The organism is Legionella nautarum (genome assembly GCF_001467895.1).
Classification (GTDB): Bacteria; Pseudomonadota; Gammaproteobacteria; order Legionellales; family Legionellaceae; genus Tatlockia; species Tatlockia nautarum.
On record NZ_LNYO01000013.1, the window covers coordinates 224823 to 249051 of the forward strand.

A 24229-nucleotide genomic window follows, 5' to 3' on the forward strand; every position below is an offset into this window, starting at 1 on the left:
TTGAGCCAAATGTCTCAGCCTACACTAAACTAATCCCTTTTTTAGCCAATTTAAGCTGTAGCCAAAAAGCGAGGGCGACCATCATAAGTCCTAGCCCAAAAGTATAAGCCCCGATAATAAAATAATAATGCTGGTAGATTGCCAAACTTTCTATCGCTGAATGTAAATTGTTTGGAAGGGCAACATAACCTGCTAAGCGACCTGAAATAGTATTTGATAGAGAGGCTGCCAAATACCATACACCCATTGCAAAAGCGATCCCTTCGCTAGCGCAATAAAGACCGATCATACTTAAGCCAATCGCAGAAACCCATAACTCGGCAAGTGTAATTAATATATAAGTAAGGCCAATATAATTACCATTCACATAACCATTATTGGCCTGTGTACAAGCAAAGGCCATTAGAAGCAGTGCACAGCCTGCTAATAAGGTTCCCGAGGCAAATTGGTAGGGAATAGTAAAACGAGGAAATAAACGATAAAAACGTGGTAATTGGGTGCCAATCACAATAATCAGTAGGGGATTTAGAAGCTGGTATTGAGCGGGTGACAGGCTTAGGCCAAAAAGTTGTAAATTAGAGTTATTTTTTGCAAATAACACTAAAGTCGTATTCATTTGGTTATAAATAATAAAAAAAATAACCGCCTCAATAATTAAGAATAAGGCGACCAATTGTTTTGATCGAGTTGCCCCCCTAAGCTTCAAAGTAGCCAAGAAAAACCAAAAAATTCCGACTACGCAACCCACTCCAACGATGATACCTGCCAGATAAACATAAGAGTAAGCAAAAAGGGTAAAACAATAAATTCCTAAAATGTAGAAGATGAGCTGGGCTTTATTTTTAAACGATAGACGAAGCTTATCTTTCCCCCAAATGGCATTATTGTAAATTGAATAGCGTTTGGCAAAATTAAGAGCAGCTATCGATTTACCAACGAAAGTAAGTGTCAATACAGATAAAGGACCATAGCGACTATCTAGCAGAGCGGGGGAAATAATAGTCGCTAGCAGGCCGCCAATATTAATTGCCATATAATAAAAGGTCATCGCCGATTTTGCTTTAACTGCATCGTCTGAATAGATGTGCGAAACCATGGATGAGGTAGTACCCATTAACAGCGAATTTGTTGCGGGTAAAAGTGCATAAGCGGCAATAAATAGTTTATCCCCATAAGATTCAAGCGTATAACCGCTTAACATCACCAATAAATACGTTAAAGCAACTAAAAGACTGCCCAGCAAAATTGCTCGTCGGACACCTAATATTTTGTCTGCCATAAATCCGCCAAGAACTGGCATGAGATAGCCCGTTGCTTGGCTGACCCCTATAAAGGCATAAGCAGTTTTTTGATCATAGCCTAAGCCATGCATAAAGAGGGGACGTGTTAAAAAGAGAATTAAGATGGTATTCAGCGCATAAGATGCAAACTGACTCCAGAAGGTAATCATGACAATATTGTTGGTTTGCAACTGTCGAAGATCCCAACGAGGCAGGTAATTTTTAATTGTTTGATAAACCACCAGGCGATCTCCTTGCAAAGGCATAGGCGTCTTTCACTGAAAATGGAGTGGTATTTATATCTTATTTTTTAGCCAAGACGACGTCAATAATATGCGTGTCATGGTAAGGAAAGGTAAAAATCTGACCAAAAAGGCGTTTTAAACGCTGGATCAAAAAATTCTTTGGCAGCATGCGCATAGAGATACTATTTAAAAACCAGGTGCCATCGATGCCGAATTCGGCAAGTTCATCGATATTTTGTATGGTGACCGGAATCTCTAAACGCTGGTGCTCAATCACTTTAAATTTGTGCTGCGCAAAGATATTCATTAATTCTTCTTGGCCAGAAGCAACAGTGGTATTTTTTACCATCGCTTTGTAATAGTGACCGACCACGCTACTTAAAATAGTCCCTTCAGAAATAAATTTGGCTAAATGTTGTTGAGCGACAGGGAAGGATTCATAAGTCGTGGTGATGAGAGAAAAATGACCATTTGCGCGAGTTAGAAGATTAGCTTCATGAAACAAGGTATGAATAGGGATATAAGCATTAATAAAATGAGCAAGCACTAAATCCTGACTATGGTGAGGAAGATAGTGACTGGCTTCTGTTGCACTCGCTTCGATGGTTGTTAATGGGATTAGCTTACGCGCATAGCTTAGCATTTCTTGCGAAATATCAATTCCAGTAAAATTGGCTTCGGGCATGTAAGGTTTGAGTTTTTCTAAAAAAACACCGTTACCAACACCAAAATCTAGTACTTTATAATTGGGTCTTAAACCTAGATGATGTTTTCTAATCTGTTCTATTGCAACGAGATGGCTTTTACTGATTGAGCCAAACCGATCTGCAGTAGCATAATGTCCCGCAATTTCGTTATACATGGCCTTTAAGGACATGTAGCCTTCCGATTTATGAACATCAGAACAGTATATCTCCAATTGACCCAATTATGCGAATTTTCTTTCATTGAGTCATTGTAACTCCTTCATGTCATTCCGAAACTGAACTATCTCATGTTTTTTGAGCGTCAATTTGGATTAATTATTCTCATTAAGCTTTAATTTTCACCCTATCAAAGGGGCGCGATACTCAATTAGGAATGAATCCTGGCCTTCGAAGGGATTACAACCACTTCATTAAGGTATGCTAGAACCAAATTTCCAACACAGTTTCTACAGTTATTGTTTTGTGAAAAATAATGATATTATCCAGCCAGCCTAGTTGGATTAACCCTAAAATGAGGAGCGTTTAGAGTGGAAGGGCAGCAATTAAAGGAAGCACGCATTAATAATGAAATGACCTTGATTGATTTTCTACAAGCGATATGGAAGCAAAAATTATTAATCACTCTGTCAACCACTCTGGGTTTATTTTTAGGATTTGCCTGTATTTTGCTCGCTAGCCCTGTTTATGAGGCAGTAAGCTTCATCTCTCCACCCTCTCAGGGTGATATTGCCGCACTTAATCAGGGGCGATTAAGGTCCAAAAAATCGCTGTTGAATCCCTATGAAGTAAAAGAAGTTTATGACATTTTTACTAAAGAGCTCCAAGCTGAATCAACGAAAAGACTGTTTTTTAACAGGGTTTTTTTGCCTTCAATGAAAAATAAAACAGCGCTATCTCAGGCTAAACTTTATGCGAATTTTTCCAAATCATTAAAGATTAAAGAAATCAAATCGTTGCCAAATAGCTTCACAACCCCTCCTTCGAATTATATTGTTGCTATTCAGGGAAGGTCTCCCGAGCAAGATGCTGAATGGGTAACAAAATACATCGCTTTAGCTAAGCAAAAAGCGCTTGAGGGCATCTTAACGGATATAGATCATCAACATAAAAATGTCATGCGCGAGCTAGGGAAACAAATCGATTCAATTCGAGAAGTAGCAAATAGTCAGCGTCTTGATCGGGTCCAGCAGTTGAAAGAAGCCATTAAAGTTGCGCAAGCCGTCGGGGTTAAAGGAAATTCTATTTCGAGAATAATAACCGATGCCTCAGCGGCCAATGATCCCAGTTTAATGTATTTGCGCGGTAGCGTTGCTTTGCAGGCAGAGTTAACTAATATCGAAAATAGAGTGTCTTCAGATGCCTTTGCACCTTCAGGGCTTAAATTGCGCGAAACACAAGCCATGCTTGAGCTGTATAAAAAAATCACAATTAATCCAGCTAAAGTGATGCTGTTTAAACAAGACGGAGAGGTTATTATTCCTGATTTACCGATTGCCCCTCATAAAAAATTAGTTTTAATTTTAGCCTTGTTTGCAGGATTTTTTACGGGAGTTATTTGGGTGCTCACTCGAAGATCGCTAACTCTTATTTTTAAATAAGAGTCTAGCTAATGGGTGCATTTAACAATGAAAATTCTTCTTTTTGGAAAAAATGGCCAGTTAGGATGGGAGTTACAGCGCGCTTTATCCCCGCTTGGTGAATTAATTGCCCTTGATCGTTATGGTGATGGGGTGCTTTGTGGTGATTTGACTCATTTAGATGGCCTTGCCCAAACCATTCGTAGCGTCGCACCTGATGTGGTGGTTAATGCCGCCGCTTATACTGCTGTGGACAAAGCTGAAACAGAAACGTCGCTAGCAAGTCTCATCAATTCTCAGGCCCCGCAAGTTTTAGCGCAAGAAGCGGCTGCTTTAGACGCTTGGCTGTTGCATTACTCAACCGATTATGTGTTTGAGGGATGCGGTTCTAAACCTTGGGAAGAAAGCGATCCTACTAAACCAATTAATTATTATGGGCAAAGTAAATTAGAGGGAGAAAAAGCAATTCAGGAATCAGGTTGCAAGCATTTAATTTTTCGTACAAGTTGGGTTTATGGCTATCAGGGTAATAATTTTGTCAAAACGATTCTGCGCTTAGCGCAGGAGCGAGAGGTCCTTAACATCGTTGCTGATCAAATTGGTGCACCCACGGGCGCGGATTTACTTGCCGATATCAGCGCACAGAGTTTGAGTACTGCTTTCATAAACGCTGAATTAGGTGGGTTATATCATTTGGCGCCTTGTGGGGAAATTTCCTGGTATGATTATGCCAATTTTATAGTCAATACTGCACGAACTTTTGGGCAAAGTTTTTTAGTCAAAGCGATTAATCCCGTTCAGAGCAGTGATTATAAGACAGCAGCAAAGCGGCCATTTAATTCAAGATTAGCAACTGCAAAATTAGCGCAGAATTTTTCTTTGAATCTGCCTCATTGGGAGCCGGGGGTGGTAAGAATGCTTAAAGGAATTTTAGGAAATATACAATGAAGATTTGCCCAATATTTCTTAAGCAATCGATGGGAGTGTATGCATGAAATTAACGCAAACAGATATCCCTGAGATTGTTGTTATTGAACCGAGGGTTTTTGCCGACGAACGGGGTTGGTTTTTTGAAAGTTTTAATGAAGAGCAATTTCATTGTGAATTAAAAAATTTACAGCTCGAAATACCACCCAGCTTTGTGCAGGATAATCATTCTCTCTCTCGAAAAGGGGTTTTGCGTGGACTTCATTATCAATTACCGCCTTATGCCCAGGGAAAACTCGTTCGTGTTATTCACGGTGCTGCCTATGATGTCGTCGTTGATATTCGCGAAGGCTCACCCACCTTTGGGCGTTGGGTAGGTCATCATTTGAGTGCGGAAAATAAAAAAATGATTTGGATACCAGCGGGGTTTGCCCATGGTTTTGTCGCTCTCGAAGACGATACTCATTTTCTTTATAAAACCACCGATTTCTATAATAAAGAATCCGAAGCCTGTCTGCGTTGGGATGATCCAAGCCTAGGAATTGATTGGCAATTCAACGAAGAGCCCATTTTAAATGAAAAAGATAGCATCGCTCCGCTTATGGATAAGATTATTAAACTGCCTTATACAAAATCAGAGAAGATTAATGGTTTAATTGATATTAAGGTCATAGGTGATACGCGGGGAAGCTTAATTGCAGTGCAACAAGGCTCGAATATTCATTTTAATTTAAAGCGCGCCTACTACATTTTTGATACCAAATCTGGAGTAAGTCGCGGATTTCATGCTCATAAAACTTTGCGGCAACTTGTTGTTTGTGTTGCTGGAAGTTGTCGCATAGTCCTTGATGACGGTAAAATCAGAGAGGATTTTTGGTTAAACTCGCCAACAAAAGGATTGCCGATTGGCAATATGATTTGGCGGGAAATGCACGATTTTAGCGCCGATTGCGTTTTAATTGTATTTGCTAGTGAAGAATACAATGAAGCGGATTATATTCGTTCTTATCAAGATTTTAAAAAAATGGTGAATAAATGATCTCTTTCCTTAATTTAAAAAATATCAATCAAGCAATGCGTGATGAATTAGTTGCAGCGTGCACAAAAGTAATTGATTCAGGCTGGTATATAGGTGGAACAGCGTTGGCCGAATTTGAACAGGCTTTTGCGAATTATTGCAATACCGAATATTGTATCGGCGTAGGCAATGGCTTAGATGCCTTAACCCTTACTTTGCGCGCTTGGAAAGAGCTTAAGCGTCTAAAAGAGGGCGATGAAGTGATTGTCCCGGCTAATACTTACATAGCCAGTATCTTAGCGATTACTGAAAATCGCTTAACCCCTGTTTTTGTCGAGCCCCAGGCCCATAGTTTTAATCTAGATCCCGAGGAAGTTGAAAAAGCCATCAGCCCTAAAACGCGGGCGATTTTACCGGTCCACCTTTATGGACAATTGGCAGATATGCCTGCCTTATTGGATATTGCTAAGCGTCATCAATTGCTCGTGTTAGAAGATTCTGCGCAAGCGCATGGCGCGAGTATCGGCGGGCGCAAGGCTGGAAATTGGGGAGATGCTTCCGGTTTCAGTTTTTATCCGGGTAAAAATTTAGGCGCTTTGGGGGATGCTGGCGCCATCACGACTAATGATCCTCAATTAGCTGAAGTAGTGCGCGCTTTACGTAATTATGGTTCGCATGAAAAATATAAAAATCTTTATCAGGGAGTGAATAGTCGTTTGGATGAAATGCAAGCAGCCATGCTCACTGTTAAACTAAAATATCTGGATACTCAGACTGCCCATCGACGCCAAGTAGCTCAGATGTACCTGGAGGATATAAAAAATCCAGCCCTAAGTTTGCCTAAACTTCTCAACGAAGAGCAGCATGTATGGCATTTATTTGTGATAAGGGCAAGCAATAGAGCAGAACTGCAGCAACATCTCCGTCAACAAGAGGTGGAAACGCTGATTCATTATCCTATTCCTCCCCATAAACAATTGGCTTATAAAAATTTTAATCAGCGCTCTTACCCTTTAACCGAAAGTATTCATCAAGAGGTCTTAAGTTTACCGATGGGGCCGACGATTTCTTTTAGTGAAGTTGAAAAAGTGATTGAAGCTTGCAACGCATTTAAACCGAACGCGATGAGTTAAGGCTATGACCTTAATAAGAACGAGTTTAATTAATGCCATAGCAGTGATAGTGAGAATACTGACTTTGCTAGGCATTAATAAACTGCTCGCCGTCTATGTAGGTCCGGCAGGTTATGCAGCCTTGGGGCAGTTTCAAAATGCAATAACCATGATAACTACCTTTGCTAGTGGAGCAATTAATACAGGAGTCACTAAATATACCGCAGAATATTATGAGGACGAGGAAAAGCAGCAGGCCGTTTGGCGTACAGCAGGAACGATTGCGTGTTTCGGGGCTTTATTTACTTCCTTAATCATTATCTTATTTTCTAAGCCCCTGGCTTCTTGGTTTTTACATGATGAAGCCTATTTCAGTGTTTTTCTTTGGTTTGCCGCATCCTTAATTTTTTTTGTCTTTAATGCACTGCTTTTGGCCATTTTAAATGGAAAAAAGGAAATTGAGCGCTATATTGCAGCAAATATAGCTGGCAGTATTTTTGCTCTGCTGATAACTAGCCTTTTGGCGGTAAGCTATGGACTTTATGGCGCATTAGTCGCTCTAACTCTATTTCAATCCTTTGCTTTTTTTGTCAGTTTAGGGCTTTGTTATCGAGTTGAATGGTTTAAATTCTCTTATTTACTAGGCAAGTTCGATAAAAAAATTGCTAGAAACTTAGCGAAATATACGCTGATGTCACTGACTGCTGCAGTATCAATCCCTCTGTGTCAGATTTTTATCCGTAATCATTTGGGCGAAACAGAAGGTTGGGCTGCGGCAGGTTATTGGGAGGCAATATGGCGGCTTAGTTCTGCCTATCTTTTATTGGTGACAACAACCCTCGGCATTTATTATTTGCCTCGACTGTCGGAGCTAAAGAATTCTTCTGATTTAAAAAAAGAAATAATTCAGGGTTATAAAATCATCTTACCTGTCGCTGTTGTAGCTGCTCTATCCATGTATTTATTGCGTGATTTCATTATTAACATGCTATTCAGCAGCGAATTTTTTCCCGTCAGAGAGCTATTTTTGGGGCAGCTTATTGGTGATATCTTTAAAATTGGATCTTGGATGTTGTCTTATTTGATGTTAAGTAAAGCAATGACGAAATATTTCGTCCTAAGTGAAATCCTATTTGCTATTGGTTTTTATTTCGCAGTTGTTTTAATGACAGATAACTGGGGGCTTCAGGCAGCGACTTGGGCTTATGCGGCTAGTTATTTGGTTTATTGGCTGGTGATGTACCTTCTTATTTTTAGAAATCTTGAGAGTGATTTAGTCCTATGCGCCCAATCATAAGTTATTTAATTCCAAGCTATAATCACGAACAATATTTGCCCTTTCTTTTAGAGAGCCTACGCTTAGATATCGAGCAACTCACGGTTCCCGCAGAAGTGATTATCGTCGATGATGGTTCAAGCGATAATTCAATGAGGCTTATTCAAACTTGGGCTGCCGCAAATCATGATGCATTCGCTATCTTTTATACCACTCAAGAAAATAAAGGAATAAGCGCTGTACTTAATCGGATGATTGATAGGTCTAAAGGCGACTATTTAAGAGTTTGCGCTTCTGACGATATGGTTGTTTGCGGCAGTACGCAAATACTTTACGAACAATTTAAAGACCGACCGAATTTACGTTGCGTTTTGGCGGATGCCAAAGTCATCAATGAGTCGGGGGCTGTGTTGCACCCTAGTTCTATTCGCTTTCATGGTGGTAATATTAAACGATTAGCGGATCCCAAATTTTTAGCTAAGGAAATTATTCAACATTGGTGTGTAGCTGGGCCAACGCATCTGCTAAAGAAGACTCATCATCAAACGATGCGCTACGATGAATCTTGTCGCATTGAGGATTACGATTTGTTTTTATCCTTATTAGAAATCCCGGATGCTGTTATCTATATTGATGAGATTGTGAGTTTATATCGCATACATTCAACGAATGTTTCTAAAACTAAAAATCGTCAGCGAAGAATTGAAAATATAAAAACCTTTGAGTTGATTATTGAGCGTTATATTAATAGACAGATTTTAGCAAACTATTTAACCTCAGTAAGGTATAAAACTAGAGCTAAGATTAATTTTTTACAAAAACAATATTTAAGCTGTTTTTTTAGCTTGTGCGTGAGTGCATTTTTTAAACTAAAAACCGAGCTAAGATCTTGAAAAAATTAATTAACTCCATTGCATTTTATTTTTTACTACCTGTCTATTTTGCGCTTGTACTTTTATTTACTTTTTTCTATATCCCTGAAACCTATTATTTTGGTTTATTTATTCTTTATTCTATTATTACTGTCCCTGTTTTATTGTCTATGGTTCTAATACCGTTAAAGATGAGGATGAATGATTATTATCAATACCTAATTGCTCACCCCCGATATCGTTTTGTGACGCTTTCCTTATGCCTGCTTATTTTTATTTGTGGGCCGATAGATATCTATGTTAATGGCTTTAAATTACTTCATCCTGCAACTTATGCAGATTTTAATGGGGTGGGGCGATATGTCCGACACATCACTACGCTATGTTGGATTTTTATTCCTATCGCCTTTATTTTTCTTAAATCGTCTAAGCTAAAGGTTCTTTTTATCAGCTATGCGCTTTTATTTCCTATTCTTATCATTGATAGAAATCGTTTTTTTCTCTCATGCTATGCGTTATTTTTGTGTGTAATATTGATTTATGACTCCAGCAATACAGCAAGATCAAAAACAACAGGCAAATTGTTATTTTGCTTGATTCCGCTAGGCTGCTTATTTATTTTTTCAATTATTGGTTATTTCAGAAGTGGCTCAGCATTTATAGTGCCTTCTTCGGGAACGATGTTACAAGAAGGTTCTTATCCCCTAACTAGCGTATTTGCTAGTTTACCAGCGCTGTTGCAGCAAATTATCTTATATATCACTACGCCAATTTTTAATTTTGCGACAATTGCTGCTGAGCAGTTTATTAATCAAAATTTCTTGATTAGCCAATTTTCTCCTTTCAGCCGCGAGAACTTTGAAAGTTATATTTATGCACCAACTCTCGTGGCTCGCTATACCGTAGGTACTGAGTTTTATCCCTTTTTACTTTATGGTGGCTTGCCGCTTGTTGCCTGGGCTTTTGCTTTGATGTTACTCAGCTTTATTCTTGCTTTCCACTTGTTTAAAAAATGTCCCAACATCTATACTTTTCTCATTTTTATTAAAATATCTTACAATGCTTTATTTATGGGATTTGCACCGCAATTCTATATTTTATTGAATCTTATCTTTTTAATGATGATGTTTTTTTTATGGTTTTTTGCAGAACTGATGCGAATTTCAACCCTGCAAACTAATCTTAATAACTCAAATTTTGATGAATTGAGTCGTCAACAGACCTAAGCTAGGAGCGATTTATTTTGGTTTTAACTAATGTAAATGCGCCTAAATGTGCAGTACTTTTGGCTGTGTATAATGGTATGCATTATCTTGAAGAGCAGATTGAAACCATTCTTAATCAGGAGAATGTGAATCCTATTTTATTTGTGAGTGTCGATTTGTCGACCGATGGAAGTGTGCATTGGCTTAAGGAGTTAGCGGCGCGTGATCCAAGGATTAGAGTTTTACCTTATGGTGAAACATTTGGTGGGGCAGCGCGGAATTTTTTTCGCCTCATTCGCGATGTTGATTTCGCAGAATTTGATTTTGTCGCTTTTGCGGATCAAGACGATTGTTGGAATCTAGATAAACTCTCTCAAGCAATCCATTGTCTAAATGCCTCTGGTTGTGATGCGTATTCAAGTAATGTCACCGCATTTTGGCCCGATGGTAAACGTATTCTCATCAATAAAGCACAACCTCAAAAACAATGGGATTATATTTTTGAAGCAGCAGGACCTGGTTGCACCTATGTGATGACAGCTAAGCTAATACATGCTTTAAAAGCCAGGATGATTGAAGTTTGGAATCTGTTACAAGAAGTCAGTTTACACGATTGGTTTTGCTACGCTTTTGCTCGAGCAAATGGATTTAAATGGTATATTGATGAAAACTCCTCCATGCTTTATCGACAACATGCGCATAATCAAGTTGGCGTCAATTTAGGAGTAAAGGCTTATCTCAACCGGTTTAAAAAAATCAAGAATGGTTGGTGGTTTACGCAAGCACTTTTAATTGCAGAGTTGGTTGGCGTAGGTCAATGCAGTTTTATTGACAGTTGGTCTAAGCTAAGTCGAATCGCTTTATTTCGTTTGTCCTTTCATGCCTTCCAATGTCGTCGACGCCTACAAGAACAAATTTTCTTTTTCTTAATATGCTTATTACTTAGTGTTACTGGTGGGTTACGCAAATATAAACTGAATTTGAATAAATTATTATCTAATCCACCAGTTGCAATGTTGGTGGATTAACTATAATTGCAAAGTTAGGTAGCTATACTATTTGCCTTTGCTCAGGGTTTTTGACCGAGCTATAGGGGGGGCTTCTTTTTTATTATTACCCAGTTCAAGGATGGAAATAATTTTTTGATATAACAATGTTGTCGAGTCGCGACCTGATTTATCTTTTTGAAAAAAATCAACTTTTTTAGACCTGCGCTCAATTTTTCGTTGCAACTCTATTTGTATTTTATTGCTGATATCTTGGAATAAACGAGTATCCAATAATGGTTTATCCTTAACCTGTTCAATGAGTTTGCATAGGGCATTAATTCGTTGACTAGTTTTATTTTGAGTGACTGACTTGAATTCAGCATGAACAGTTTCCAATTTAACGCGATTTAATCTTTTTTTAATTAAAAGGAGCGTCATGTTCGAAAGACCCGTTGTAAGATCTTTAAACTGATCCTCTTGAAGCTTTAAAGAGAACCTGTTTAATAGTTGAGGGTCATTTGCAGTCATCACAAAATTAGAAATGAGTGGGTAAGCGTGCTTTTTTTTCTCACTAAGTTCCAGGGTTGTATCTTTTAGGATGGTTTGTAATATCTCAATTAATTTGAAGTATTCTATTTTTTTGTTAATTAAAGCTACTAGCTCATTCAGGCCAGGTTTTTCTAATCGTAAATATTGATAGTCTGGGTTACCTATAAGTACTGAAACTAATCGTTCTAAATGATCTTGTCTGTTCGTTTCGGTAATATAGTTGTGAATTAACGTGAAGCTGGCTTGATGTTTATTTTCAATTTTATCATTAGCTAATAGACGATGAATTTCAGAAAATAGCTGATCATATTTTTTATCATGGCTTGAAAGATTCGTAGATTCAATATTAAATTTACGACGCAGGGGGGCAATTGCATGGGTATCAAAAGCCATTTGCCCTTTTTTTGTTTTCTTGCTTAGCCAAGTATTATCGCAATGAGCTTCAATTTCAATCCCTGCAATATAACCCTTAAAATCATAATCAATACCTCCTTGGGTAACTCGTAATGTGTCCCAATCCCCTTCAGTTTTATTTGAACTAAGAAAGGACTCCATAGCATCTTCCATTACGTACGGCCCTGCTTCAATGGTTAGGTTACGTCTTATGTTAGGAGGTTTTATACCCTGATAGGGCATCCTTTTAGCATCCATTGTATTTGAATATAGTCCAAAGCGCTTTTTATACTCCTCAGGCAGAGAGGAATCGTCATAAGACTTATGTCTTTCCAGCATGAGCTTGACTGCCATTTCCATGACAGGATGATTTGGCGTTACTGCGATAATATCGCCATTTACAATACCTACACGCTTATCGAAAAAATTGCCATGTATTTTAATACCAAAAGGAAGTTCATCAGAAACGAGCTTTGAATTTTCATCAATAATAAAAATAATATCCGTATCAAAATAATTTCCACCTTCTTGGCGTAAAATCTCTGCTCTTAGAAAATCTGAGATGGCAGAAAAATTATTAAATCCAATCTCTTCTCTTTCAATGTATTCCCAAAATTTTTTGTATCTTTCAGGTTCGTTAGTATAAAACTCATCGGTTTGCATTTTATCTTTTAATTCATCAATATTTCTTATCCTTAAATTAGGTATATTTATTTCTTCTCGTGCTGAAGTTTTGTGGTAATTCAATTCATCATCAACCCATAAATTAATTTCAAAGCCACTTCTTTTTGCTACTCCCGCTAAGCCTTGAATTGAGCGTAGATATTTAGGAGGTATAGGCCCACCCACCCAGATGAAATGAATTTTCTCGGGTACTTTCCCGAAGGGGTTTTGTTCAGATCGATTGTCGGAGTTACTTTCGTCCTTTTCTTTCATATCTCAAGCACCTTAAAACAAAATTTACTATTCAAAGACGTCAAATATCCAAAATAAAATATATATGAACAATTATAGATCAAGTAGTCTAATTTAAATGTTGACTATTAATCAAGCATTGATTAATAATGTTTATCCTATTTTTTTGAAATAGGAGCTAATCTTGTCCGAAACAGCTCGGACGGATAAACACACTCTCCTTACTATGGAAATAATTTTTAGGTTTGCTTAAAGGACGAAAAATGAGATCAAAGATTGGCGATGTAAACAAAGCAAATAGTGATGCAATAAAAAAGGAGTTTAGCCGATTAGAAGTAGTGAACTATGATACGGTTTCAGAATTATTGCCAAAGCTTCTTGCGCAAGGTCAACTAACATTAGACCATTCAATTTATACTCCTCAAACTTCAAGTACCGGGCAAGGATCTCAAGTTGGCAGATATCTTATTTATGACCATCCCGATAAAACAAACCCTTTCTCAATATGGGCATTTGCGTTTTCTCAAGGACAAAAGACCTTAATTCACGATCATGAATATAAAGGAACGGTCATCGTGCTTGATGAGCCAATTTCAGAAAAATATTATAGGCCTCATGGCGATCAAGCCCGCTTAATAAGGCGAGTTGACAGATATCGATTCCATTCGAATAGCGATGATCTAACAACTAATTTTGTTCATCAACTCGAGCGCAGAAAAGATTTAGGTCCAGGGATTAGTGTTACTCTGCATATTTATAATATGGAAGCTCTGCGAATAAATTTAGAAGGCGATATAGTCGATAGACGAAATTTAAGGAAGATCTATATCAAGGAGAAGATTGACGATAAGAGTAGTATTCCTCCTTATGAAAAGGAAGAATACTGTGAATTGGGTGACAACGCTCGCAGTGTTTTTCGTAACTAGCCAGTAGTGGCTACAAAATAATGCAGTTTTACAGCTTAGCTTTCAGAGCTTTTTTCTGTGCTCAAATCCACAAGACCTTCAGGTTTTTCTCGAAGTTCAAGCCAAACTGCATTAACAATTGCAAAAACACAGGCTAAGCCTGTGCCTAAAATCCAGGAAAAATACCACATATAATTGTTTCTCCTAATAGGCTGAATCAGCGTTTTTGATTGAGCTTTCAGTCACTTTGCCACCTAATACGCGATAAACCCAAGCGGTGTAGGCAAGGATAATAGGTAAAAAAATGGCAGTAACAATCAGCATGATAAATAGGGTAAGCTGACTTGAAGAGCTATCCCAAACAAGTAAGCTAAATTTGGGATTAGACGAGGAGGGAAGTATAAAAGGAAACATAGACACTCCCACGGTCGCGATAATAGTACCCACAGAGATACCGCTCAAAACAAAAGCCAAGATAGTCTTTCTTGCAAAAATAAAAGCTAAAAAAGCTGAAAATAAAGCCAATAAAGGCACAAGCATGGTAATAGGGTAGGCTTTATAATTATTAAACCATGCTCCGGTTTGCAAAATAACCTCTTTATAAGTCGGGTTAGAAGGTCCATCATGGGCGGGAAGGGATTGTAGAGCATAGCCCTTGATTTGAAAATAAGTCCAAACCCCTAAGGCAATGAAAAGCAAGATAACTAAAAGGGCGGTAATGCGCGCCTGTTTTCTTGCTCTACTTTGCAAGGCTCCCTCTGTTTTTATCTGCAGAAAAAAAGCACCGTGCATCGCTAGCATCAACACAGAGAGCAAGCCACATCCGATAGCAAAAGGATTGAGTAGGTCTAAAAATGCTCCTGTGTAGAATATTCTTAAGCTTTCATCAAAATAAAAGGGAACACCTTGTAAGACATTTCCAACGGCGACGCCAAAAATTAAAGCAGGAACGAAACCTCCAATGAATAAGGCATAATCCCAGAGTTGTCGCCAAGCAGGATTATCGATTTTAGAACGATATTTAAAACCCACCGGCCTTAATATCAAAGCTAAAAGTACCAGCAACATAGCAAAATAAAACCCTGAAAACGATAAGGCATATAAAGTAGGCCAGGCTGCAAAAATAGCTCCAGCGCCTAAAATTAACCATACCTGATTTCCCTCCCAAGTCGGTCCTATGCTATTGATCATGATGCGTTTTTCGGTATCGGTTTTAGCTAGCCAAGGGAGCCCCATGGCTACGCCTAAATCAAAACCATCCATGACGGCAAAACCTATTAAAAGTATACCGATCAATAACCACCATATTACTCGCAGTGTTTCATAATCTAAAGGCATTAGGTGATCCTCCTGTTAATGGCTCATGTTGTCTGGGCCAAGGCGAATGTATTTGACCATTAAATACAGCTCAACTATTGCAAGCACACTGTAAAATAGTACAAATCCCGCAATAGAAGTTAAAACCTGACCTGAGGTCAAAGAAGAAACACCCATAAAAGTGGGTAATACTCCTTCAACAGCCCAAGGCTGGCGGCCATACTCAGCAACAACCCAACCAAGTTCGGCAGCTAACCAAGGAAGAGGTAAAGAATAAAAAGCGATTCGATGATACCAAGTAGTTTTTTCTAAGCGATGCCTGACCGAAAGATAAAAGCCAACGCCAAAAAGAAGGATAAAATACATCCCACAGGCAACCATAATTCTAAACGAAAAAAATATTGGTAAAACTTTGGGTTTGAGATCATTGGCTGCTTTATTAATTTGTTCCTCAGTCGCATCGTTGACATTTTCAGTGTACTTTTTAAGTAACAAGGCATAACCCAAATTGTTAACATGACCCTCAAATAGTGCTTTGGAGATTGTATTGTTAGGATCGGTTTGCAAAGTTTTTAAAGCACCGTAAGCGATCATGCCGTCTTTAATTCTCTCCTTTCCTTGCTCGATTAATTGCATGATTCCTTCGACCGGGGTGTTAAAAGAACGGGTAGCTATAATGCCTAAAAGAAAAGGAATATCGATCGCATATTTAGTAGAATGCGATTGTTCATCCGGTATACCAAAGAGAGTTAAGCTTGCTGGTGCCTTTTCGGTATGCCACATTCCTTCGATCGCGGCAATTTTCATTTTTTGGTTTTCGTTAGCAACGTAACCACTTTCATCACCTAGCACAACTACGGATAAAGCGGAAGCAAGTCCAAAAGAGACTGCAACCGTCATAGAGCGTTTGGCGAAGGGAATATTTCTTTTTCTTAAGAGAAAATAGGCGCTAACAGAGAGTACAAACATCGCGCCTGTGACATAGCCTGCGCTGATGGTATGAACAAATTTTGCCTGCGCAACGGGATTGAAGAGTAAGTCATAAAAACTACTGACTTCCATACGCATGGTCTGATAGTCAAAATAAGCACCAACAGGATTTTGCATCCAACCATTTGCAATTAAAATCCACAGCGCAGAAAGGTTAGTCCCCAAGGCCAGTAACCAGGTACAAATCAAATGCTGCAATTTAGATAATTTATTCCATCCAAAGAAAAATAAACCCACAAAAGTAGCCTCGAGGAAAAAAGCCATCATTCCCTCAATAGCTAAGGGTGCGCCAAAAACATCTCCTACGTAATGCGAATAGTAAGCCCAATTCGTACCGAACTGAAACTCCATGGTAAGGCCTGTTGCTACTCCCAAAACAAAATTAATTCCAAACAGCAAACCCCAATATTTGACCATCTGACGCCAGATATCTCGACCAGTCATCACGTAGACTGTTTCCATGATCGCTATCATGAGAGAAAGTCCAAGCGTCAACGGGACAAACAAAAAATGATATAAGGCTGTTAGAGCAAATTGTAATCTGGATAAATCAACAAGTTCAGCTGAAAAAGTCATGGAACGGCCTCTTTTTTATGGTGTGAATACCTGATGTTCGGTTTTGCCAAACAACCATTCTCTGCTATTAGATAAATTAGGATGCATATCTTTTACACAGAAATACCATAATAAAAAAAGCAACACTAATTTGACAGCAACAGTACGTAAAATATCTTTAGTGTAGGGTTTCATCATAAGCAAGCCTAATTTTATATCTGAGGTAGCGATATTTCATAGCGAGTCTCTCATATTTTTTATTTAAATAATTCCTAAATCGGATTTCAACAAAATGATGTGAAATGATGGAAATGGCAATTAACATAAAAAATGCAAGGATAGCTAAAATAACATTGTTAGAGAGTAAAGGATACTGAGTTATGATTTCATTATGCTTACTTACCATAGTCATTAATATCAATGCTTGAAAAGAATAAAATGAGTAGCTAATTCGTCCAAGATAGATAAAACTGCGCCGAGTCATGAAATTGTATAAGCGGCCAGAATTGAGGGAAGCTAGGCTAAAAATTAGAATGCTTATTAAGGGGACGGTTGCAAAATTTTGGGCGAGTGCGATATGACCATAGGCTGGTCCCCAGGTTAAATGGGAATAAAGTTGAATCATACAAAGAGTTGCACAGAGGCTAGAATGCGCCACGCGAATACCTCGCGCAAAAAGAAGACCGCAACCGGCACCAATCAAAAACTCAGAGACCCTAAATATGGGCAGAGAATAGAATACGATATTATTGGGGATGGGATTAAATAAGAGCAATGAAAACCCTGGCAGGGCTGAGCAAAAATATAGAACGATGAGCGCAATCCCGAGTTGTTTATTAGTCAAATTTTTTAAGTGGCTAATAAAAAAGGGGAATAAAGCATAAAAAAACATTTCTACGCTGAGAGACCAACTTCCACCATTATTCCAAGTTGTAAAAAGCTGGGGAATCCACGCTTGAAGCATGAGTAGATTGACAACAATGACGTAGACATAGCGAAAGCTTTGATTCGGTTCAGTGAAGGATAAAGAGCTGATTAGCCAGGGGATGGTAACCACAGCGGCTAAAAAATAGGCTGGATAAATACGTGTGAAACGATTGAAAGCATAGTTTTTATAATTTGAGACGCCATTATGAAATCGATAACCTAAGACAAAGCCGGATAAGATAAAAAATAGGCTCATCCCGCAGGCTCCTTCGCTTAAAAAGCGAGCAATATTACCATGGGAAGAAAAAGGAATATAAAGTTGGATATGAAATAAAAATACATAGAAGGCCGCAACAAATCTTAGACTCGTTAATGTCAAAATTTCTTTTTGCATATCTAGCCCTTGTACCTTTGGTAGCATGATTTTAAAGGATTAGCGCAGAAATAGAAATGGATTAATTCTTGTCACGAAGATTTAAAAATCGAATAAAAAAACCTATTTATTTTCACTGCAATTAAATTAAGGAGTTGCTTTTTTACTTTCCGTGGTTTGTCCGGCGTTGTTGCAAGCTCTACACTCTTGCCTACCTAACCTAACGCGGCTTGTCCGCGGTATCCAAGCGATCTTTTTTCTTACTCGGATCTCTGGAGCCCGCGAACAAGTCGCCGTACATTAACAAAGGAGCTTATGCCCCTAACATAATGGCAGTGATATTTACTTTGGGTCAATAAACTCGCTAAAATGCAATTTAGCTTAGCAAGTTATTAGGCTTAGATTCAGAAGATAAGATTTTTCTGGGCTTAAATAGCTCTGCTCAAATGATTTTAGCCATTATTTAGTAATTCGGGACTTCATGAAAATTCTTCATGTTTATAAGACGTTTTTAGGTGATGCTTTTGGTGGGGTAGAGCGTGTTATTGCGCAAATTGTCCGTAATCAACAATCCAACTTCCATCATACAATTTTATCATTGTCACCTGATCCTGAACCAAGAGAATTAGAATACCTTGGTATCAAAATTATTCGTTATAAAGAAAGTCTTAACATTGCATCAAATAGTATTTCCTTTTCTTTGTTAAAAGATTTTCGCAAAATTGCTGAGCAAGCTGATGTGATCCACTATCATTTTCCTTGGCCATTTGCAGACATTTTGCATTTATTTTCAAGGACTAAGAAGCCATCAATCTTAACCTACCATTCAGATATTGTTCGCCAAAAAACTTTATTTTATTTTTATCGTCCTTTAATGCATTGTTTTTTAAAGGCTATAGGTACTATTGTTGCGACCTCACCTAATTATTTTTCTACAAGCCCTGTGTTGCAGAAATATCATAATAAAGTGACGGTTATTCCAATTGGTCTCAATAAATCAAATTATGCAACCCCTCCTGAGGAACGCCAAACTTATTGGCGAAATCTTTATGGCGATAAATTTTTTCTCTTCGTTGGAGTAATGCGTTATTACAAAGGGTTACATATTTTATTAGAAGCTGCTAAAGGTACTTCATTTCCTATTTTAATTGTAGGAACAGGGCCTATTGAAGAAGAATTAAGGAAACTGACTCAAGAGTTAGGGCTAACTAATATTCACTTTCTAGGTCGATTAGCAGAAGAAGATAAAATTGCGCTCTTGCAACTATGCCTGTCGGTCATATTTCCATCTCATTTGCGCTCAGAGGCTTTTGGTGTTTCGCTTCTTGAGGGGGCGATGTTTTCGAAGCCTTTAATTTCTTCAGAAATTGGTACAGGTACCAGTTATATTAATATCGATGGCGAAACAGGACTTGTCGTACCTCCTGGAGATTCAGATTCCCTGCGATCTGCAATGCAATATCTTTGGGATAACCCTGAGCAGGCCAACGCTATGGGGCAAAAAGCTGGTGAGCGATACTGGGAGCTTTTCACTGCCGATAAAATGGTCGCTGAATATGAACGACTTTATCGGGATGTTGTAAGCAAGAAGCGAGGGAATTCTCTGTTGTTGAATAAAAATTCAATGACAAACCAAAATGTGTAAAATTATCAGCTTTAGGTAATATCCGTCGTTGTAAGCATTGTTAGTATCCAAGCCGCGGCTATTTGCCAGACGGTAGGTTTTGGCCTTGAGGAATCAGTAGTATTCACTGTCATTCTCGCGAAATCGAGAATCTATTTCTCAATAGCACAGGGCTTCAAAGGAGAATGGCTCCCTACCTTCAGGGATGGCAGTTTTAAAAACGGTTGACTTCCTCAGAGTGGGCCAAAGTCTAAATCAGGCAACAACATAGGTTTGCAATGACGGTAGTTTTGTTTTGATTATGAGACGCTAATGGCAAGTAGAAATAATTCTTTTGATTTGATTAGGCATTTTGCTGCAGTGTTGGTGCTTTTTAGCCATCATTTCGCTTTATCAAACTTAGCTGAACCAACTTTTCTCCATTGGGATACCTTTGGCTTTGTTGCTGTCGTCATTTTTTTTACGATATCGGGCTATTTTATGCCTGCAAGTTTTACTAGCTCTGGTAATTTTGCAGTCTTTATGGCAAAACGTTGTCGACGTATTTTTCCCGGTCTAATTGTCTGCTCTTTAGTGATGGTTTACTTAATCGGTAGTATTTTTACATCCAGTCCGACTATCAATTACTTATTTAGTTTATCCACTTTGAAAACTTCAGTTATGTATTCTTCATTTATGGCTAGACCCATTCCAGGTGTTTTTTCTGATTTTCTATGCAAAGACGTGATTAATGGCAGTTTATGGACTTTACCGGTAGAATTCGCTAGTTATATTATTATTGGTGTTGTGCTTTCCTACATCAACAGTTGGAAGTCGATTTTACCCTTGCTACTGTCATGTATCGTAATCACGATGATTTTGACTAAGACAGGTAAAAATTATGGGTTTTACTCAATTCCACTCAATTACTTAGCACTCTTTGGAATTGCTTTTGCCGGTGGCGCACTCATGTCGATGACTCAAGATAATTGGTATACATCGAGGGCTTATTTAGCCATTGCAGCCATAGCGTTGTTAACCGTTTTGCAGGGGCGTCCCGAAATGCAAGTGTTAGGTACTTTAAGTCTTGCTGCATTAACGGTAATCGTTGGTGTTTCTTTTCAAGAAAAATGGATAAATGGAAAGTTTGATATTTCTTACGGAATTTATATTTATGCTTTTCCAATACAGCAACTGGTTATTAATTTAATTACTCAAAGTTTTTGGCTTAGTATGGCTATTGCCATCGTGTTCACTTTTTTCGTAGCTTATTTATCATATCGCTTTGTTGAAAAACCTTTTTTATATGCGAGGACCCATCGACAATCTGCCAACCAACCACAGGTCATGGAGTTTTCAGCATCAATTCATTAATAAGGGAAATAATATGAAACCGAAAGAAGTCCTGTTAACGGGAGCAACGGGGTTTATCGGCGGGCAGTTAGTCAAACGACTTTTGCAGGATACCGAAGTTTCCTTACGAATAGTTCTACGAGCTGCTGGAGAGCAGTTTAGAGATCCGCGAATGACTGTTTTTTCACCCGTCGACTTATCCATCAATGCGGATTGGAGTGTGATGCTGCAAGGTTGCGATGTAGTCATTCACAGTGCTGCTCGCGCTCACATCATGAAAGAGACTGCCAAAGATCCTCTTAGCGAATATAGAAAAATAAATACAGAGGCTACCTTAAATTTAGCAGGTCAAGCTGCCCAACAAGGGGTGAAGCGGTTTATCTTTATTAGTACAATCGGTGTGAATGGAAACACGACAACCCGCAGCCAAGTGTTTTCTGCAGATGATTTGCCAAATCCTAGCAATCCTTATGCAATTTCTAAATATGAAGCAGAACGCGGGTTGCAACGGATAGCAAAAGAAAGCAACATGGAAATTGTCATCATTAGACCTCCCTTAGTTTATGGACCGAGTGCAAAAGGGAATTTCCATCGTTTAATTCACTGGTTAAAAAAAGGAATTCCTTTACCTTTAGGTGCAATAAACAACAAACGCAGTTTTGTATCGATTGATAATCTTCTTAGCCTCATCCTCACCTGTATTGAGCATCCTGCCGCTGCGAATCAAATTTTTCTAGTCAGTGACGGAGAAGATATATCAACGACGGTGTTATTAAAAAAGATGAGTCAGATCATGAAGCAACCTGCTCGACTATTACCCATACCACAGAGTATGCTCAGTTTAGTTGCTAACCTTTTGGGCCGGAAAGATGATTTACAACGCTTATGTGGATCATTGCAAATTGATATTACTAAAACTCGTGAAGTGCTGGGCTGGAAACCAGAAGTTAGCATGGAGGAGACCTTGCGTTTGATCGTAGAGCAGAGCCGGTTGCATCAATGAGGTTTGTTGGGTCAAGGCCTATAGCCGTCCTATTAAGGGGATTTATTTGATTCCATTCAGGCTCTCAGTAGCGTTGTAAATCATCTTTTATCTCCACGAAATTCTGTTCTTTCTGTTTATACCGTTCGCACTGAGGAAGCGCGCAGCGCTGTCTCGAAGTGTCGCAAAAAGCCCCTCTCGAGAACCTCAGGACAGCCCCTTCGAGAACCTCAGAACCAGGCATTCGCGTACCTCAAGCCTTTGAGACGCACGCCCTGCGTGCTCCTCAGGTTGAACGGAATAAAATGAATACAAATTCCTTAGATCCTCATTTCGTGGGATAGCTCAGTGTCCGAGCGGTTGATTGTTAGCCTAGAAGATCGAATTATAAGCTAAACAAGATTTAGCTTGACGGCTATCAAGCCAAGCTGCGTTGGTTGGATCTGGACCTTTCGTCTTTGCAGGAGGCAGAAGTGGATGTCAAATTTTTACAATACAGCCAAAGTTTCCCGTTGCTTCACTTGCTTATCAAAGATTGCTTTTTGACGTTTAGCGCTTTCAACCCCTGGTTGATCAAAAGAATTAATCCCCCAAAGTACGCTTTGGACGTAGACTTTATGCTCATAGAGAGCCACCAAGGCACCAAAGCTAAAAGGAGAGCAAGATTCCAGACTGATATGGCTAACTTGTATTCCCCCTGGGATATAGCCATTTGGATTATCGGGAGAACTTATCCCCTCGCTTAAAACTCGCATTTTGGCATCGCAGAAGGAATTAATTAGTTCGCCATTATATTCTTTGGTTGAAATAAAATCGGCTGCAACTTGATGAGTACCCTGACAGAGCAACTGATAATAACTATGTTGAGCTTGATTTCCCAAGCCTCCCCAAACAATAGGTCCTGTTGCATGGTTAACTGAGCGCCCCTGATTATCAATCGATTTCCCATTACTTTCCATATCAAGCTGCTGAATATAGGGGACTAACTGTTCTAATTGCTGGGCATAAACGAGAATGAGCAAACTTGAACTATGTAGGAAGTTAATATTCCATAATCCTATAAGCGCCATGAGCACAGGAATATTTTCGTGAAATGCTTTAGAGCAAAAATGTTCATCGATAGCATTCGCACCGGCAAGCAACTCCTTAAAACGATTATAGCCTATAGCAATGCAAGTGATTAAATTAATGGCAGAACAGAAAGAGTATCTTCCGCCTACCCAATTCCAGATAGGTAATACATTAGGAATGCCAAATTCTTTCGCTTTTTCTACGTTAGCTGTGACTGCGATAAAATGCTTAGCTATATCTTGATTGCGATTGAGCCAAGCCAGGGCTTTTTCCGCATTGTACAAGGTTTCTTTGGTGGTAAAGGATTTTGATGAGATAATGAATAAGGTAGTTTCAGGTTTAAGCTTAGCTACCGCATTTTCAAACGCTTTGGGATCCACATCAGATACAAAATGAAAATTTAAATCAGAGTTTACATATTCTTTGAGCGCGCTAAGACAAAATCGAGGACCAAAATCAGAACCACCGATCCCAATGTTCACTATATCAGAGATAGGTTTTCCTGAATAACCCAACCATTGCCCACTTCTAACTTGGGCGGCAATTTCACCCATTTTTTCCCGGGTTGTAATAATGTCAGGCATAATGTCATGCCCATCTACCCAGATTGGTTTTTCACCCGATGCACGGAGAGCACTATGCAGGGCAGGTCTGTTTTCACTCTGGTTAACCTTGGCACCTTGGAGGAGGTCATTAATTTTCTCTTTAAGATTGCGCTCATTGGCTAAGGCAATGAGTAACTCAAGAGTAGTTTCGTTAATGCGCTGATGGGTAAAATCGATGCTAAGTCCATCGGTGTGTAATTTAAGTTGTATATCTCGATTAATCGAGCTTTTTTTTAAATCACCAAGCGGGATTAAACGTAGTGATTCGGAATGTTTTTCTAAAGCTGTCCAAGAGTTTAGTTCTGTTAATTGCTTCATGCTAATTATTATAAATTTTTTGCCTAAGATATCACTTATGAATCTTCTTTGAAATAAGAAAATAAAAATTTTAAATAAGTTGCCAAATAAAACAGCAAAGTGGCTGTTAATCCATAAAATAATTAATCTAGATTCAATAATTCTTAAGGACTTAATGACAAGGAT

General features: G+C 38.7%; 21 protein-coding genes. 12 read left to right on the plus strand and 9 right to left on the minus strand.

The features are described 5' to 3' along the window. Positions 1-19 precede the first annotated feature (19 nt). Complete coding sequence (locus Lnau_RS04375) at positions 20-1522, minus strand: peptide MFS transporter (protein WP_058504811.1); 1503 nt, start codon at positions 1520-1522, stop codon at positions 20-22. 61 nt (positions 1523-1583) lie between these two features. Beyond that, entirely contained in the window at positions 1584-2402 is an 819-nt protein-coding gene (locus Lnau_RS04380) for a class I SAM-dependent methyltransferase (protein ID WP_058503931.1), read from the minus strand. A gap of 357 nt (positions 2403-2759) precedes the next feature. On the opposite strand from Lnau_RS04380, the gene Lnau_RS04385 reads away from it, so the two are divergent. The 8 genes from Lnau_RS04385 to Lnau_RS04420 are packed head-to-tail and all read left to right on the plus strand — an operon-like array spanning position 2760 to position 11247. Further along, entirely contained in the window at positions 2760-3830 is a 1071-nt protein-coding gene (locus Lnau_RS04385) for an LPS O-antigen chain length determinant protein WzzB (protein WP_058503932.1), read from the plus strand. Between the two features lie 27 nt (positions 3831-3857). Beyond that, positions 3858-4757: a dTDP-4-dehydrorhamnose reductase gene (gene rfbD / locus Lnau_RS04390; protein ID WP_058503933.1), complete on the plus strand. Its 900-nt coding sequence runs from the start codon at positions 3858-3860 to the stop codon at positions 4755-4757. Positions 4758-4800: 43 nt separating this feature from the next. Continuing rightward, entirely contained in the window at positions 4801-5775 is a 975-nt protein-coding gene (gene rfbC / locus Lnau_RS17020; protein ID WP_058503934.1) for a dTDP-4-dehydrorhamnose 3,5-epimerase, read from the plus strand. Then, entirely contained in the window at positions 5772-6887 is a 1116-nt protein-coding gene (locus Lnau_RS04400) for a DegT/DnrJ/EryC1/StrS family aminotransferase (RefSeq protein ID WP_058503935.1), read from the plus strand. Before rfbC ends, Lnau_RS04400 begins: the two co-directional genes overlap by 4 nt. A 4-nt stretch (positions 6888-6891) precedes the next feature. Then, entirely contained in the window at positions 6892-8163 is a 1272-nt protein-coding gene (locus Lnau_RS04405) for an O-antigen translocase (protein WP_058503936.1), read from the plus strand. Beyond that, on the plus strand, positions 8148-9035 hold the full coding sequence (locus Lnau_RS04410; RefSeq protein WP_058503937.1) for a glycosyltransferase family 2 protein: 888 nt from the start codon (positions 8148-8150) through the stop codon (positions 9033-9035). The genes Lnau_RS04405 and Lnau_RS04410 overlap by 16 nt, the downstream gene beginning before the upstream one ends. Further along, a complete protein-coding gene (locus tag Lnau_RS04415) occupies positions 9032-10240 on the plus strand; it encodes a hypothetical protein (RefSeq protein WP_058503938.1) in 1209 nt (402 codons plus the stop codon). The genes Lnau_RS04410 and Lnau_RS04415 overlap by 4 nt, the downstream gene beginning before the upstream one ends. Before the next feature lie 17 nt (positions 10241-10257). After that, entirely contained in the window at positions 10258-11247 is a 990-nt protein-coding gene (locus tag Lnau_RS04420) for a glycosyltransferase (protein ID WP_065240241.1), read from the plus strand. A gap of 27 nt (positions 11248-11274) precedes the next feature. On the opposite strand, the gene Lnau_RS04425 is transcribed toward Lnau_RS04420, so the two are convergent. Next, positions 11275-13086, minus strand: a complete 1812-nt coding sequence (locus Lnau_RS04425; RefSeq protein ID WP_058503939.1) for a glycosyltransferase — start codon at positions 13084-13086, stop codon at positions 11275-11277. A gap of 242 nt (positions 13087-13328) precedes the next feature. On the opposite strand from Lnau_RS04425, the gene Lnau_RS04430 reads away from it, so the two are divergent. Then, positions 13329-13991: a cupin domain-containing protein gene (locus tag Lnau_RS04430; protein ID WP_058503940.1), complete on the plus strand. Its 663-nt coding sequence runs from the start codon at positions 13329-13331 to the stop codon at positions 13989-13991. 35 nt (positions 13992-14026) lie between these two features. Here the strand turns inward: Lnau_RS04430 and cydX are convergent, their stop codons facing one another. From cydX to Lnau_RS04445, 5 genes are read right to left on the minus strand one after another with little or no spacing between them, the layout of a single operon-like run. Continuing rightward, positions 14027-14161, minus strand: a complete 135-nt coding sequence (cydX, locus tag Lnau_RS15975) for a cytochrome bd-I oxidase subunit CydX (protein WP_065240242.1) — start codon at positions 14159-14161, stop codon at positions 14027-14029. A gap of 13 nt (positions 14162-14174) precedes the next feature. Beyond that, a complete protein-coding gene (gene cydB / locus Lnau_RS04435; protein ID WP_058503941.1) occupies positions 14175-15308 on the minus strand; it encodes a cytochrome d ubiquinol oxidase subunit II in 1134 nt (377 codons plus the stop codon). Between the two features lie 15 nt (positions 15309-15323). Beyond that, the gene (locus tag Lnau_RS04440) at positions 15324-16853 is read right to left on the minus strand and encodes a cytochrome ubiquinol oxidase subunit I (protein WP_058503942.1); all 1530 of its coding nucleotides are present in this window, start codon (positions 16851-16853) and stop codon (positions 15324-15326) included. Between the two features lie 15 nt (positions 16854-16868). Continuing rightward, positions 16869-17030: a cytochrome oxidase putative small subunit CydP gene (gene cydP / locus Lnau_RS16345; protein ID WP_157070626.1), complete on the minus strand. Its 162-nt coding sequence runs from the start codon at positions 17028-17030 to the stop codon at positions 16869-16871. Beyond that, a complete protein-coding gene (locus Lnau_RS04445) occupies positions 17011-18153 on the minus strand; it encodes an acyltransferase family protein (protein ID WP_058503943.1) in 1143 nt (380 codons plus the stop codon). Before Lnau_RS04445 ends, cydP begins: the two co-directional genes overlap by 20 nt. A 460-nt stretch (positions 18154-18613) precedes the next feature. Between Lnau_RS04445 and Lnau_RS04450 the strand changes: the two genes are divergently transcribed. The 3 genes from Lnau_RS04450 to Lnau_RS04460 all read left to right on the plus strand — a co-directional run bounded on the left by Lnau_RS04450 (position 18614) and on the right by Lnau_RS04460 (position 22091). Further along, complete coding sequence (locus Lnau_RS04450) at positions 18614-19777, plus strand: glycosyltransferase family 4 protein (protein ID WP_058503944.1); 1164 nt, start codon at positions 18614-18616, stop codon at positions 19775-19777. Between the two features lie 291 nt (positions 19778-20068). Then, positions 20069-21109, plus strand: a complete 1041-nt coding sequence (locus Lnau_RS04455; RefSeq protein ID WP_058503945.1) for an acyltransferase family protein — start codon at positions 20069-20071, stop codon at positions 21107-21109. A gap of 13 nt (positions 21110-21122) precedes the next feature. Next, entirely contained in the window at positions 21123-22091 is a 969-nt protein-coding gene (locus Lnau_RS04460) for a UDP-glucose 4-epimerase family protein (RefSeq protein ID WP_058503946.1), read from the plus strand. A gap of 467 nt (positions 22092-22558) precedes the next feature. Here the strand turns inward: Lnau_RS04460 and pgi are convergent, their stop codons facing one another. After that, a complete protein-coding gene (pgi, locus tag Lnau_RS04465; RefSeq protein WP_058504813.1) occupies positions 22559-24064 on the minus strand; it encodes a glucose-6-phosphate isomerase in 1506 nt (501 codons plus the stop codon). Between the last annotated feature and the right edge of the window lie 165 nt (positions 24065-24229).

Bases quoted from the DNA above. Each gene is read 5' to 3' on its own strand.
- Lnau_RS04380 (WP_058503931.1), bottom strand. From the start codon at position 2,402: ATGTCCTTAAAGGCCATGTATAACGAAATTGCGGGACATTATGCTACT.
- Lnau_RS04405 (WP_058503936.1), top strand. From the start codon at position 6,892: ATGACCTTAATAAGAACGAGTTTAATTAATGCCATAGCAGTGATAGTG.
- rfbC (WP_058503934.1), top strand. From the start codon at position 4,801: ATGAAATTAACGCAAACAGATATCCCTGAGATTGTTGTTATTGAACCG.
- cydP (WP_157070626.1), bottom strand. From the start codon at position 17,030: ATGATGAAACCCTACACTAAAGATATTTTACGTACTGTTGCTGTCAAA.
- Lnau_RS04450 (WP_058503944.1), top strand. From the start codon at position 18,614: ATGAAAATTCTTCATGTTTATAAGACGTTTTTAGGTGATGCTTTTGGT.
- Lnau_RS04410 (WP_058503937.1), top strand. From the start codon at position 8,148: ATGCGCCCAATCATAAGTTATTTAATTCCAAGCTATAATCACGAACAA.
- Lnau_RS04455 (WP_058503945.1), top strand. From the start codon at position 20,069: ATGGCAAGTAGAAATAATTCTTTTGATTTGATTAGGCATTTTGCTGCA.
- Lnau_RS04445 (WP_058503943.1), bottom strand. From the start codon at position 18,153: ATGCAAAAAGAAATTTTGACATTAACGAGTCTAAGATTTGTTGCGGCC.
- cydB (WP_058503941.1), bottom strand. From the start codon at position 15,308: ATGCCTTTAGATTATGAAACACTGCGAGTAATATGGTGGTTATTGATC.
- rfbD (WP_058503933.1), top strand. From the start codon at position 3,858: ATGAAAATTCTTCTTTTTGGAAAAAATGGCCAGTTAGGATGGGAGTTA.
- Lnau_RS04430 (WP_058503940.1), top strand. From the start codon at position 13,329: ATGAGATCAAAGATTGGCGATGTAAACAAAGCAAATAGTGATGCAATA.
- Lnau_RS04440 (WP_058503942.1), bottom strand. From the start codon at position 16,853: ATGACTTTTTCAGCTGAACTTGTTGATTTATCCAGATTACAATTTGCT.
- cydX (WP_065240242.1), bottom strand. From the start codon at position 14,161: ATGTGGTATTTTTCCTGGATTTTAGGCACAGGCTTAGCCTGTGTTTTT.
- Lnau_RS04400 (WP_058503935.1), top strand. From the start codon at position 5,772: ATGATCTCTTTCCTTAATTTAAAAAATATCAATCAAGCAATGCGTGAT.
- Lnau_RS04460 (WP_058503946.1), top strand. From the start codon at position 21,123: ATGAAACCGAAAGAAGTCCTGTTAACGGGAGCAACGGGGTTTATCGGC.
- pgi (WP_058504813.1), bottom strand. From the start codon at position 24,064: ATGAAGCAATTAACAGAACTAAACTCTTGGACAGCTTTAGAAAAACAT.
- Lnau_RS04425 (WP_058503939.1), bottom strand. From the start codon at position 13,086: ATGAAAGAAAAGGACGAAAGTAACTCCGACAATCGATCTGAACAAAAC.